The sequence below is a fragment of the Vibrio sp. S17_S38 genome, assembly GCF_014694375.1.
In the GTDB taxonomy this organism is placed as follows: Bacteria; Pseudomonadota; Gammaproteobacteria; order Enterobacterales; family Vibrionaceae; genus Vibrio.
In genome coordinates, this window is record NZ_JAAUWW010000009.1 from 80,072 (window position 1) to 94,086 (window position 14,015).

Annotated in this window: 13 protein-coding genes; 6 read left to right on the forward strand and 7 right to left on the reverse strand. The window is 40.1% G+C overall.

What is annotated here, in order from left to right:
* Positions 1–148: 148 nt before the first annotated feature.
* Positions 149–1,831 (forward strand): RluA family pseudouridine synthase, encoded by a 1,683-nt coding sequence (locus HC725_RS08815; protein ID WP_190331446.1) that lies wholly within the window; start codon positions 149–151, stop codon positions 1,829–1,831.
* 175 nt (positions 1,832–2,006) lie between these two features.
* Here the strand turns inward: HC725_RS08815 and HC725_RS08820 are convergent, their stop codons facing one another.
* The 3 genes from HC725_RS08820 to HC725_RS08830 form a co-directional block, all read right to left on the reverse strand.
* A complete protein-coding gene (locus tag HC725_RS08820) occupies positions 2,007–2,996 on the reverse strand; it encodes an efflux RND transporter periplasmic adaptor subunit (RefSeq protein WP_190331447.1) in 990 nt (329 codons plus the stop codon).
* A complete protein-coding gene (locus HC725_RS08825) occupies positions 2,993–3,496 on the reverse strand; it encodes a magnesium transporter (protein WP_238928465.1) in 504 nt (167 codons plus the stop codon). The genes HC725_RS08820 and HC725_RS08825 overlap by 4 nt, the downstream gene beginning before the upstream one ends.
* Positions 3,497–3,686: 190 nt before the next feature.
* The gene (locus tag HC725_RS08830; protein WP_190331448.1) at positions 3,687–4,574 is read right to left on the reverse strand and encodes a LysR family transcriptional regulator; all 888 of its coding nucleotides are present in this window, start codon (positions 4,572–4,574) and stop codon (positions 3,687–3,689) included.
* A 341-nt stretch (positions 4,575–4,915) separates the two neighbouring features.
* Between HC725_RS08830 and HC725_RS08835 the strand changes: the two genes are divergently transcribed.
* The 3 genes from HC725_RS08835 to HC725_RS08845 are packed head-to-tail and all read left to right on the forward strand — an operon-like array spanning position 4,916 to position 5,874.
* Positions 4,916–5,137 carry a hypothetical protein gene (locus HC725_RS08835; protein ID WP_190331449.1) on the forward strand — a complete coding sequence of 74 codons (222 nt, stop codon included), beginning with the start codon at positions 4,916–4,918 and terminating at the stop codon, positions 5,135–5,137.
* Between the two features lie 25 nt (positions 5,138–5,162).
* Positions 5,163–5,648, forward strand: coding sequence for a hypothetical protein (locus tag HC725_RS08840; RefSeq protein WP_190331450.1), 486 nt, complete (start codon positions 5,163–5,165; stop codon positions 5,646–5,648).
* Positions 5,614–5,874 (forward strand): hypothetical protein, encoded by a 261-nt coding sequence (locus HC725_RS08845; RefSeq protein ID WP_190331451.1) that lies wholly within the window; start codon positions 5,614–5,616, stop codon positions 5,872–5,874. The genes HC725_RS08840 and HC725_RS08845 overlap by 35 nt, the downstream gene beginning before the upstream one ends.
* Positions 5,875–5,886: 12 nt before the next feature.
* On the opposite strand, the gene HC725_RS08850 is transcribed toward HC725_RS08845, so the two are convergent.
* The 4 genes from HC725_RS08850 to HC725_RS08865 form a co-directional block, all read right to left on the reverse strand.
* Positions 5,887–6,444, reverse strand: coding sequence for a sugar O-acetyltransferase (locus HC725_RS08850; RefSeq protein WP_190331452.1), 558 nt, complete (start codon positions 6,442–6,444; stop codon positions 5,887–5,889).
* 262 nt (positions 6,445–6,706) lie between these two features.
* Positions 6,707–7,840 carry a glycine cleavage system aminomethyltransferase GcvT gene (gene gcvT / locus HC725_RS08855; protein ID WP_190331527.1) on the reverse strand — a complete coding sequence of 378 codons (1,134 nt, stop codon included), beginning with the start codon at positions 7,838–7,840 and terminating at the stop codon, positions 6,707–6,709.
* Between the two features lie 74 nt (positions 7,841–7,914).
* The gene (locus HC725_RS08860; protein ID WP_190331453.1) at positions 7,915–9,270 is read right to left on the reverse strand and encodes an alanine/glycine:cation symporter family protein; all 1,356 of its coding nucleotides are present in this window, start codon (positions 9,268–9,270) and stop codon (positions 7,915–7,917) included.
* A 240-nt stretch (positions 9,271–9,510) separates the two neighbouring features.
* Positions 9,511–10,101: a helix-turn-helix domain-containing protein gene (locus HC725_RS08865; RefSeq protein ID WP_190331528.1), complete on the reverse strand. Its 591-nt coding sequence runs from the start codon at positions 10,099–10,101 to the stop codon at positions 9,511–9,513.
* A 336-nt stretch (positions 10,102–10,437) separates the two neighbouring features.
* Between HC725_RS08865 and gcvH the strand changes: the two genes are divergently transcribed.
* On the forward strand, positions 10,438–10,818 hold the full coding sequence (gene gcvH / locus HC725_RS08870) for a glycine cleavage system protein GcvH (protein ID WP_190331454.1): 381 nt from the start codon (positions 10,438–10,440) through the stop codon (positions 10,816–10,818).
* Between the two features lie 247 nt (positions 10,819–11,065).
* Positions 11,066–13,948: an aminomethyl-transferring glycine dehydrogenase gene (gene gcvP, locus HC725_RS08875; RefSeq protein ID WP_190331455.1), complete on the forward strand. Its 2,883-nt coding sequence runs from the start codon at positions 11,066–11,068 to the stop codon at positions 13,946–13,948.
* Positions 13,949–14,015 lie beyond the last annotated feature (67 nt).

The window sequence follows — 14,015 nt, forward strand, 5'->3', positions numbered from 1 at the left end:
TTCGTTACTTAGAGTAAAAACACAAACGCCCTTTCATATTGGTCACTTATTTGAGAAAAATAGGAAACCAAGAAAGGGCGTTTTTAATTGTCTTCCTTTACCTCAATCGCGTAAAATCCGTAGTCCATATTATTTATTCGAGTTCACCATGTCTGTTATTGATCCTTGCTTCACATCTTTTAATACTCGAATAAATGATGAGATTTCCGACAATATTCCATTACCAAAAAAGTTTACCTACCCTTTTTGCTATGAAGCCGATCCTCTATCAATTCTAGCAGCACAAGAATTACAACAACACTTACTCACCCAAACAGACTGGCAATATGATTTCGAATCAAACGGTAAAATGTTCGGTGTATTAGTGGTCAAAAATCAGCAAGATCAATTAGGTTATTTATCCGCTTTTTCTGGAAAACTAGCCGACCAAAACCATCTACCGAATTTCGTGCCACCGGTATTTGATATGCTTAAAGATGAAGGTTTCTTTCTAGAAGGAACTGCCCCTATTAATGTTATTAATCAAGAAATTAAAACACTAGAACAAGCTTCGATTCTAACCCAATTGAACCTGCAATTAGAGCAAGAAAAACAACAAGCACAAATAGAATTAGAAACGCTTCGCTTAAACATGATTGAAAGTAGAAGACAAAGAAAATTAGTACGCCAGCAATCTGAAAAAACATTAACCGATGGCGATCTAACTCTGCTGCTTAATGAACTTGGCAAGCAAAGTGTGGCGGAAAAAGCTCAGCAAAAGCACTTAAAACAAAGTTGGGCGAAAAAAATCACCGATGCCGAACTGCGATTAAACCAATACAACGCACAAATCGATGCCTTAAAACAGCGCCGTAAAACTTTGTCTTCAACCTTGCAAAATAAACTGTTCGAGCAATATCAATTTTTAAACCAATACCAACAACAAAAATCCTTATTAGATATTTTTGGTGATGTCACACCGCCAGCAGGATCAGGCGAATGTGCCGCCCCAAAATTGCTACATTATGCATTTAAACATCATTACACCCCAATATGCATGGCAGAGTTTTGGTGGGGCTCATCGCCTAAATCTGAAATTCGTCAGCATAAAAAATTCTATCCATCTTGCCAAAATAAGTGCCAGCCAATTTTGGCTCATATGCTTCACGGTATTGAATTAGATGATAATCCTTTGCTAAAAAATCATGCACAAGGCAAAGAAATTGAAATCATTTATAAAGATGACGCCATTGTTGTGGTGAATAAACCGGCAGAATTTTTATCGGTTCCGGGGGTCAATGTTCAAGATTCGGTTTCCTACCGTCTACAAAAGCAATTTAGCGATACTGAAGGACTTTTTGTATTGCATCGCTTAGATATGTCCACTTCCGGTTTACTGGTGTTTGCTCTCACTCGTCGAGCCAATAAAAGCTTACAGAAACAGTTTATTACTCGCCTTGTAAAAAAGCGTTACGTGGCACTCCTTGAAGGTAAGCTAGATCAAACTAATGGCGATATAAACCTGCCATTAAGAGGTGATTTAGATGATAGACCAAGACAAATGGTGTGTGATCAACATGGCAAGCCAGCCGAAACACATTGGGAATTAATCGAGCATCAAACAGCTGATGACAACCAAATTCGTAGTAAAGTTTACCTTTATCCGAAAACTGGGCGTACCCACCAACTGCGTGTCCATTGCGCTCATATTCATGGTCTAAATATGCCGATTGTCGGGGATGATTTATATGGCACCAAAGCCAACAGGTTGTATTTACACGCTCAAAAATTAGAATTTTCTCATCCATACAATAAAAAATGGATGCATTTTGAGGTAAACGAAACCTTTTAATGCAGCATAATAAGAAAGCCTGCATTAAATTAATAATATGGACTGTATAATAATTCTATTATAAAAATCAGGAAGCCTTCTTTACTGAAAAATAGATACAACGATATAAATATTACGTAATATCGTGCCATATTTTTATAATTAAAAAATTCAAACCATTGAATTTATAGGTTCATTAAAAAGCATTAAAATAAGCTTTATACGCTTTTAATCTTACTGTTGCCGCCCCAATAATATCCATAAACCCTAGAGCTTCTGTCGGTTTTTTAGCCGATATCCAAGCAGATCCTGTGGAACCTATTGGTATATTATAACCCTCAGGCTCGATAAATTCGATAATAACCGTTCGACCATGATTTGGAGCATTACTACTAATATGTCGCCTTACACTTTGATCGCTTGCTCTTAAAGAGACCGTGGCCTCACCTGTACCAGTAGTAACACTATGAACTCGACCTCTAAATATTTCTCCCGGGTAAGCATTGACATAGAATTCAGAAAATTGACCTATATGAATATAACGATAAGCTTGATCCGGTATGCGCATTTCAATAAATTTTCTACCCGTATCATAAATATGCATGTTACCAACCCTAGAACCTTCAGCGATATTAGTAATGGACATTTGTCCATCAAACGGTGCCTTTACCTCCATACGCGATCGCTCAAAAATCGCCTTATCAAGATCGGATTTCGCTTTAATTTTCATTGCATTAGCACGAATTAACTCCGACTTCATTAACTCAATATCTCGCAAAGGAAAAACGCCAGGGGCATCCTTACTGCGCTTTATATCCCTAGAATACTGGGCAATTAATTCATCTTGCTGGGAAATTTCAGCTTCAATGGCTTTAATATTTGCTACGGATTCTGTATCAACCAAGGTATAAATAAGGTCACCTTTTTTTAATTTTTGATTATGAGTAACATGCAGTTTATTAACTTGCTCCCCTATTAATGGGCTCAAAACCGCATGCGGTGCTTTTACTGTAGAGCTATCAGTTAAATCAGCAGGCGACCAAAAACGATGGGCGGTAAATAGCATAAATGACATAAAGCAGCCAAAGCCGACCATATATACTGCATTTTTAAAATTCCACTTAATAACACCAAGCTTTACCAACGTCCACATAATCAATATGTAAGGCAACATAATCTCTTTCATACTGACTCTCCACCAAGGTTAGATTTTGGTCCTTTATGGCTGTCTCTTCGTACAATTTGGCTAATTCTTTCCGCTATAGATTCCCAACTCGTAAACGCAATAATAATAGCAACAACCCACCATGCTTTATGGATAAATAGACCGCATAAAGACAATGCAAATATTAATTGGATTTGAGATGATGACTTAGCCTGAGCTTTGTGGACTGCGATCTCATGTAACAGCCAAAGGAGGTATGCAATATAAGCAAAGACCGATAATGTAATAACAAAAATCAAACCCATGAAAAATTCCGAGTTAAGTAAGACTAAAATAGTAGGATATCCATCTACAAAATAGCTTTCATCCAAATCTTTACCATGTATCTCACCTAAAATTGAAAACGCTTTTGCTAAACACACAGTAACTAACAAAGATACTGCAAGAATAAGTATACTTTTAACCATTGACCGCGTTCTATTCCAAGCGATTGTTGGCAGTACATTTTTGTTAATTGGCATGTTCTTCTCTATTCATAAATTGATTCGAAAGCAGAAGTAGCAATTTATATAAATATCGAACGAAAGAATATGAAACAGTGTGTTTCATATTCTTAAGCAAGGCAGGCTGTCCAGAAAGGTTGATGTGATAGGGAGCATAAATAGTAAATATAAGACGTATAGAATCATTACTCAGCACAACCCATTAATTTTAGGGGCTGGACAAAAACAAGGTAAAATCTGTATCTTCAAAGTTATGTTTTAGCCAACTTACAATCGGCCTAGACTCAAAAGCAGCTTTAGTGCAGATAAAATAAAGCTTAATGGTACCAATGGCTTTATGACTAATTTTATAATCAGAGAAAGATGTTTTACCGGCAATAATAGGAGCAAGACCAACAAGAGAAGAGTCTTTAATTATGGAATAATAGGTAGTTAAGTTCTGAACTAAAATGCCCGTTTGTTCTTCTTGTTTAATCCCTAATGTTTGCTCTAATAATTCCCCCCTTTGACCTAACCAGCAACTCTTGGCAAATTTAAATTCCGAGTAATTATTTTCATTATTTAAATCAATAGGATTATTTTTTGAGGCAATAAGAAAAAGATCAAATTCACACAGTAAACAAGATTCATATCGAAACGAACTCGGTTTTTCAAAGTCAATCATCACATCAAGCTCCCCACTAATCAGCGCATCTAAAGCCCTCTCTCGTGATTCAAAATATGAATGCTCAAATAAAGAAAGCTCTTGGTTATGTTGAACATTGAATTCATTAACTAATTTAATAAGTCCATTAGATGATAATTGAGGTGGGAGTAAAATTGAAATGTGATTAGTCATAGAGCGAAACATATTATAGTCATGGCTAATTTGATTCGTCGATACGCGTATCGCTTCAAATAACCCTTTAGCTTTAGAGGTTGGTTTAAATTCCCCAGAAATATTTATGAAAAGTTGGCAGTTTAGATCCAACTCAAGATCGGCAAGCGCACGAGAAATGGAGGTAATAGAAACAGATAAATTTTGACCTGCTTTTCGGTAACTTCCCGCACTGTAGACTTCTAAAAATATGATTAGATTTTTGATTTGATTCTTCATTTTAACTCCGTAATAAATTTAGAGAAAAAAATTACTTTAAATTAATTGATTCTTAACAATAAAGATTAGATGCTAATAATCAAGATGAAAGTAGGCATAAAACTGATTTATAAATGATAGTGTTAAAGTATTCGCTTGAAGCGATCGTAAATAAGCCTCAATACTAGAGATTCTCGTTAGTTTCCACTTCTCAGTCAGTACATCATTGTATTACTCGGCTAATTAGCCTAACATTAGATTGTGTTTATTTTTCATACTAAGACATTGTAAAAACTACAAATAAGTTGTTTATTTCATTGTACGTTAAATAACATTACCTCATGTAACGAAGGAGATTGAACATGGCCACAGCAAAAACTCAAAGCCCAAAAGATAAAATAGAAGAAGCCACGACAGAAGCGATTAATTCTGTTAAAGATCAAGTGGAAGAATCGTTGAATGAAGGTTCTGAGAAAATAAAACAAAAAGCCAACCAAGCTGAAAACATCATTAAAGAGCACCCATTATTAAGTGTTGGCTGTGCTTTTTTAGCTGGCTGGGCCATTTCTAAACTCATCAAATAATTAAATTAGGCAGGGGAATTGTCGGATGGAAGACACCAACAAAGTGTTGCATGAAAATGAAACCTCTGATGATCACCAAACCGACACACCACTGCCGACTGAAGAAGATATAACCGATAAAGTAGACGAGATAAAATCGGCTTTTAATCAAGTATCTAAAGTCATAACCGAAGTTGGGCAGTGGTCTGAATCAACTGCTCAACTTTTCTATCTCGAAGTGCAACGTAACATTGCTGCAACAAAACAATCCATCATTTGCCAAATTTTGTTTATTCCTTTACTCATTCTGTTTATCTTCAGTTTGTGCATCAGTATTGGCGTGGTTAATTATGTGTTAACTCAAAATGTGCTAATCGGTATCGGCTTATTCTTATTCGCAATGATCTTAATTTTAACTGGTTTAATTTACTGGCAAACACGTTTAATACGTTCTTTTGGTTTCAAAGAAACAATTTCTCAATTGAAGGAGGGTCTTGATGTCATCACTAAAACAGCTCAATCACGCGATTAAAATAAAAAGAAAGGAGGGCAAGAATGCCAGTAGAGAGACTCAATTAGCGCTTGGTTTATTACTAAAAACCCTTGCTACTTATTCAAAAAAACACCCTTTCCAACTGACAACTGGAATCGCCATATCCAGCATTATCATGGTTAAATATAGAAAAAAGATTCGATTTTTTTACCCCGTTGCCTCTTTAGCCATGAATTTTTTTAATCAGTTTACAACGAAGAATTAATCATTTTTTCATTTACTCGTCTGAAACAATCTTGCGAATAAACTTAGCTGGCGTTCCACCATACAAACAATCCGGCGGCACATCTTTGTTAACGACCGAGTTAGCCGCAATCACAGAACGTGCACCAATAGTGACCCCTTGATTAATCACTGAACTACCACCAATCCAAACATCATCTTCCACTACAATCGGCTTACTGAATGTTTCCCACCGTCGACGGCTTTGATAATCCATTGAATGACTCGCCGTATAAAACTGAACATTTGGTCCAATTAAAACATGATCGCCTATAGTGACTGATGCATTATCCAAGATGGTGACATTCATATTTAAGAACGTGTTTTCCCCAACAAAAATTGTCTTGCCAAATTCACAATGGAAAGGCGGCGTAATAATACTTTGCTCCCCAATACTACCAAGCATGTCTTTTAGAAGACTATGCTGATCTTGCATGGTCAGCGATTGATTAAAAGCCAACTTCAATCCAGTGGTAGTTTTGCGAACATCGGCAATACTCGCATCTAAGCCATCAAAATCTTGCCCTGCTACCATTTTTTCGAATTCAGTCATATTGTCTCTTACTCCACTTCACATTATTTTCTCAATACGTTTATTTTGCCAATAAACTTTATTTTGCCAATAAACATAGTGTGATTGATATTCTCAAAAAAGTTATTGATGATAAACAAAAAAGTTATTGATGATAAACAAAAAACCCAACGAATGCTTTAATCAAAGAGGCATCCATTGGGTTTCAATTTACACTGTAAAAAATAAAGTTAAAAACTTAGTCAGATTAAGTTCAATCACAGTAATCTCAATTATATTAAGATTAGCCACGATAATAACGTTGTGGTACAAATGGCATTTTCTCGACTAACATTGGTAGTTTTTTACCACGAACATCAGCAAAAATTTCAGTACCAATTATCGCTAAGTTCGTCGCCACATATGCCATAGAAACAGGCTTTCCGGCTGTTGGCCCTGCGGTACCACTAGTGACAATACCAATCTCGTTATCATCGGCATCAAATAATTTAGTGCCTTCACGAACAGGTGCTTTGGTTTGGCCCACTAAACCAACACGTTTTCGAGCAACCTCTTTCGTCGCAATTTGCTGCAAAATAATATCGGCGCCGGGGAAACCACCAGCTCGCTCACCATCTGCACGACGTGGTTTACTAATCCCCCACAACAAACTCGCTTCAACCGGCGTAGTGGTAGTGTCTAAATCGTGTCCATATAAGCACAAACCACACTCTAGACGAAGTGAATCACGCGCGCCTAGGCCAATCCATTCCACTTCTTCAAACGCTGTTAATATAGCTGCAAACTCTACAGCGTTAGCACTTGGAACCGAAATTTCGTAGCCATCTTCACCGGTATAACCCGAACGACTGACAATACATTCAATGCCATTTAGTTGGATAACTTTCACATCCATAAACAACATATCACTGACGGAAGGTTCAAGACGAGCCAATACCTCTGACGCTTTCGGACCTTGCAATGCCAATAATGCACGGTCTTCAATGACTTCAATCTCAACATCATTTGGCAGGTTGGCTTGTAAATGAGCAATATCTTGAGCTTTACAGGCCGCGTTCACGACGACAAAAAGATGATCACCTAAATTGGCCACCATCAAGTCATCCATAATTCCGCCCTGCTCATTGGTAAAGAACGCGTAACGCTGTTTACCCGCAGGAAGATCAATAATATCGACAGGTACAAGCGTTTCTAAACCCGCAGCCGCATTTGCACCTTTTAACCGAAGTTGCCCCATATGAGACACATCAAAAAGCCCAGCGGCATCACGCGTATGCAAATGCTCTTTTTTCACACCTAATGGATACTGAACTGGCATATCATAACCAGCGAAAGGAACCATTTTGGCACCTGCCTCTACATGTACAGCGTATAAAGGTGTTTTAAGGGGTGCTTCTGTCAAGTGCTGCTCTGTCATTAATCCTCCAACGGGCTTATTACAAGCCATTTAAATTCGCCTCCTTTTCATCAAAAAGAAGGCGAACAACAGTATTATGAATCTTTAATCGTAATATCTTTCCCAGAAAAATAATCACGAGTTAACTTGAATACCACAGGGCTGAGTAGCACCAAAGCAATCAAGTTTGGAATCGCCATCATGGCATTTAATGTATCCGCTAACAGCCAAATAAAATTAAGTGAACTCATGGCACCAACCGGCACCGCAAGCACCCAAATAATGCGGAACGGTTTAATCGCTTTAGTGCCAAATAAATACTGCACACATTTTTCGCAGTAAAAACTCCAGCCCAAAATGGTGGTGAAAGCAAAAATAGCTAAAGCGATCGCAACGATCACATTCCCCATAGAGAACGTACTGCCAAATGCTTGAGACGTTAACGCCGCACCAGTTGCACCGCTGGTCCATTCACCCGAAAGAATGATGGCAAAACCAGTAATTGAACACACGATAATAGTATCAATGAAGGTACCGAGCATCGCTACTAAGCCCTGCTTAACTGGATTTTTAGTCTTAGCTGCTGCATGTGCAATTGGCGCAGAACCCAAACCCGCTTCATTGGAAAACACACCACGTGCCACACCAAATCGAATCGCAGCCCAAACTGCTGCACCCGCAAAACCACCTTGCGCAGCCACTGGAGTGAAAGCACTTGAAAGAATCAATGCATACGCGTCTGGAATAGCAGAAGCATGAGTAATCATGACTCCCAAGCCTGCTGCAATATAAAATAGTGCCATCAGTGGAACGAGTTTACCCGCCACATCGGAAATACGCTTGATGCCACCCACTAATACTGCGCCGACCAATATCATCAATACAATACCTGTCACCATTGGTGAGATACCAAAGCTACTGTCAAGCGCATCTGCAACTGAGTTCGCTTGCACGCCATTGCCGATGCCAAACCCTGCAACCGAACCAAATATGGCAAAAAGAGTGCCTAGCCATGCCCATTTTTTCGATAAACCATTTTTAATGTAATACATCGGCCCACCGACATAATTACCATTGGCATCTTTTTCACGATAAGTAACGGCGCACACCGCTTCAGAATACTTGGTTGCCATGCCGACTAGTGCCGTACACCACATCCAAAATAAAGCGCCCGGTCCACCTAATGCAATCGCCGTAGCAACACCGGCAATATTACCGGTACCGATAGTGGCAGACAGTGATGTCATTAAGGCATTAAACGGGGTAATGTCTCCATCAGAATTACTTGAACGCCCTTTCCAAAGTAATTTAAAGCCAGTTGGCAACTTCAGGATAGGCATAAACCTTAGGCCGACCATTAAAAATAGCCCTACACCTAAAATCATAATCAGCATGGGAACGCCCCACACCACGCTATTTATAGCAGCAACAACGTTGGTTAACTCTTCCATGTCATATCCTTCTCATTTCAATCTTATAGTTTTAGGAACTTCCGTTGTGCTCAAAAACATCTTTTGATGAAACACAATACAGATCTCTCGCTAATGACGCCTTTGATTACATTGGCATCATTAAATGACACGCAATGATTAGCATGAAATATCGCTCTGGTCAGAATTGAAATCTAAAAATGTGAAAAGAAACCACATATTTGTAACATTTTGATAACCACAAATAGTGAAACATAGTGCCTATTTCGCCGTTACCCATAATATTAAACCGTCAACCTCACTTAATGAAACTAACGTGTGCCCCATACTGGCATCGTAATACACGCTATCGCCTTCTTTTAAATCTACGGGCTCATAAAACTCACAATAAAAGCGTACTTCACCTTCAAGAACTAATAAAAACTCTTCACCGTCATGTCGGATCCACTCTTGGTAATCATCAAAACTACGAGAACGAATTCGGCTCTTAAATGGCACCATCTTTTTATTGGATAATTGGCTGGCGAGTAATTCATGTTCATAGGTGGAAGTGGGATGAGGCTTGCCTTGACCATTCAGAGTAATATCGCGACGCCCCACCGCGCCCGCTTGTTTTGGAGGTTCAAATATTTGAGGGATCGGCATATCAAGACCAGTGGCTAATTTCTGTAATGCCTGAAAAGTAGGAGAGATCTGGCCGTTTTCCATTTTTGATAACGTAGAGCGAGCAAGCCCTGTCCGCTTACTGGACTCTTCAAGAGTGAGCCCCATTTGTAAACGAATATCTTTTAATCTTTGCCCTAAATTGAGAGGCGTTAAGGTTTGCTCGGCATCATCAGATTGAAACGTCATTTTTGTCGATTCTATGCTCACTGATATTCCTTATCTTGGTGATATAAATAGCTCAACGTAATCGATTGCTATCGACATAGTACAGAGTGGCTCATCTTCTGAAAAGAGAACAAAGTTCAAAAAGGTGCGGTTTGTAGCAAAATTGGAAAACTTGTTTCTTATAGGAAACTTTTAGTTGAATAATGAAGCCGTGAAAAGTATGTTATGAAGATAAAAATTAAGCAAAAACCCTCTACCGAATTACACTTGTAACGATTTGCCAAAGCACATTTTAAATGCATAGCAAACGATTGCGTATAAATTATTGATTAAAAAGACATACTCTGGAGCAAGAAAATGGACATGACTCTTAAGTTTACAGATAGCCACGAATGGGTTCGCGATAACGGTGATGGTACAGTCACTATCGGTATTTCTGAGCACGCACAAGAAATGCTTGGCGACGTAGTATTTGTTGATCTACCTGAGGTGGGCGACACCGTTGAAGCGGGTGAAGGTTTCTCTTTAGTTGAATCTGTGAAAGCAGCATCAGACATCTACGCGCCAGTTACGGGCGAGGTTGTTGAAATTAACGAAGATTTAGAGGATAGCCCAGAGCTTATTAACAGTGAATCTTACGATGGTGGCTGGATTGCTAAAGTGAAACTAGACGACCCTTCTGAGCTTGAAAATCTTAAAAGTGCAGAAGAATATTTAGCGGCAATCGAAGAAGATTAACTAAACTTTTCGTCATCCTGAACAGTGAGGAACGAGCGTGATTCAGGATCTCCTAAAGCGATTGAATACTCAACTCGTTGTAGGAGATTCCGTATCCTCTTCGCTTAGGCTCATGTACGGAATGACGATTAAGTTTTCCATATTCAGTTAATTAATTTTTCAGTGACACCCACTCAAAAGTCAGTCCTCATTTACTGACTTTTCCTTTAGGTAGTTTTAGGTAAAAGATCTAAGTTTAAGGAATGACATGACTAATTTATTAAACTCTCTTAGCAATAGTGAAGAATTTATCGGTCGCCATAATGGCCCGAATCATACCGACCAACAGCGCATGTTGGATATCATCAATCAGCTAAGTGATACCAAAGCCAATAGCCTAGATGATCTTATTGCTCAAACCGTCCCAGCTAATATTCGTCTTAATAATGCGATGGAACTCAAAGCGCCAATGTCTGAAAACGGCATGCTCGGACAGATGAAAGAATTTGCTAATCTCAATACCATTAAGCGTACTTTTATCGGCCAAGGTTATTACAACACTTTCACGCCGAATGTTATTTTGCGCAACGTATTCGAAAATCCAGGTTGGTACACCGCGTATACACCTTATCAACCAGAAATTTCTCAAGGCCGTTTAGAGTCGCTGCTTAATTACCAACAAATGGTCATGGATTTAACCGGCATGGACATTGCCAACGCTTCCCTTTTAGATGAAGCAACGGCCGCTGGCGAAGCAATGACACTTTGTCAACGCGCTGGAAAAAGCAAGAGTTCTGTCTTTTTTGTGGCTGACGATGTGCACCCTCAAACTATCGAAGTGGTCAAAACTCGCGCCGAATTTATTGGCTTTGAAGTCATCGTGGGTCATATCGATTCTTTGGCCGAGCAAGACGTATTCGGCGCTCTGCTGCAATACCCAAGCACGACCGGCGAAGTTCGTGATTTAACCGACATCATCAGCGCCGCTCAAGCCAATAAAACTTTAGTCACTGTTGCGACCGATCTACTGGCTTCTACTTTACTAAAACCGGCTGGTGAAATGGGCGCAGATGTCGTGATCGGTAGCGCGCAACGTTTTGGTGTGCCTATCGGGTACGGTGGTCCACACGCCGCCTTTATGGCGACACGTGAGAAACACAAACGTACTATGCCCGGGCGTGTGATTGGTGTCTCCATTGACAGTAAAGGCAATCAAGCGCTACGCATGGCAATGCAAACTCGTGAGCAACATATCCGCCGCGAAAAAGCGACTTCTAACATCTGTACCGCGCAAGCATTGCTAGCCAACATGGCGTCTTTCTATGCGGTTTATCATGGCGCAGAAGGTTTACGTACCATTGCACGTCGCACTCATCATCTGACTGCAATTCTTGCTGCTGGTTTGAAGCATTCAGGCTATGAGCTTGCGCATAACACTTTCTTCGACACTATTACCGTCAACAGCCAAGAGCACACCGAACGTCTTTATCATGCTGCTCAACATGTAGGGATCAACTTACGTAAGAGCCCAACTCAACTAGGCATCAGCTTAGATGAAACGGCGACTGCAGACGATATTGAAGCGCTTTTTGCTGTATTTGGTATTGAATGGAAAGTCGATACTTTTGCCTCTGACATTGCTGCCAATGAATTTGCCGCGATCCCAGAAAACTGTCGTCGTACTTCAAGTTATTTAACTCACCCAGTATTCAACACGCATCATAGCGAAACTCAAATGATGCGTTACCTGAAAAAACTTGAAAACAAAGATTTCTCATTAACGCACGGTATGATCCCATTAGGCAGTTGTACTATGAAGCTCAATGCCGTTGCCGAAATGATCCCGGTCACTTGGCCAGAATTTGGTAGCATCCATCCGTTTGCACCACTCGATCAAGCAGCAGGTTACACCGCATTGGCTGCATCGTTAAAGCAACAACTGTGCGAAATAACAGGCTACGACGAATTCTCTCTACAACCAAACTCCGGAGCATCGGGTGAATACGCGGGCTTAATTGCGATTCAACGCTACCATCAAAGTCGTGGCGAAGGACACCGTAACGTTTGTTTGATCCCAAGTTCCGCGCATGGCACAAACCCTGCGACAGCCTCTATGGTTTCAATGAAAGTCGTTGTAGTGATGTGTGATGAATTCGGCAATGTTGATTTACAAGATCTTGCAGCAAAAATCGATAAACACCACAGCAACCTTTCAAGCATTATGATCACTTATCCATCGACGCACGGTGTGTACGAAGAACAAGTACAAAAAGTATGTGACATGGTACACGCGGCTGGCGGTCAAGTTTACTTAGATGGCGCGAATATGAATGCGCAAGTTGGCCTGACCAATCCGGGCGTGATTGGTGGTGATGTTTCGCACCTTAACTTACACAAAACATTCTGTATTCCACATGGTGGCGGTGGCCCGGGTATGGGTCCAATCGGAGTTAAATCTCACCTTGCTCCATTCCTGCCGGGTCATATTGAAAATGGTGTGGTCGGCAAAGAATACGCGGTATCTGCAGCCGATCTTGGCAGCGCGTCAATCCTACCAATCTCTTGGGCCTACATTGCCATGATGGGCGGCAAAGGATTAACCGAAGCTACCAAAGTTGCAATATTAAATGCCAACTACATCATGGAACGTCTGCGTCCTCATTATCCGGTTTTATATCGTGGTCATAATGGTCGTGTGGCGCATGAATGTATTATTGATATTCGTCCGTTAAAAGAAGCGACAGGCATTAGCGAAGAAGACATTGCAAAGCGTTTAATGGATTACGGTTTCCATGCGCCAACCATGTCATTCCCAGTGGCAGGCACGTTAATGGTTGAACCAACTGAATCAGAAGATAAAGCTGAATTAGATCGCTTCTGTGATGCGATGATCGCAATTCGCAAAGAGATGGAAAAAGTACAACAAGGTGAATGGCCGCTCGACAACAACCCGTTAGTTAACGCGCCGCACACTCAAGTAGATTTAATGGCAGCCGAATGGGATCACCCATACAGCCGCGAAATCGCTTGCTTCCCATCAACGCATACACAAGGCTCAAAATACTGGCCAACGGTAAACCGCGTTGATAACGTCTACGGTGACCGTAATTTGATTTGCTCATGCCCGAGTATTGATAACTATGTTGAGTAATTAACCCGTAAATGGATTTAATGATAATAAAAAACGAGCACTCAATTGGGTGCTCGTTTTTTGTCTT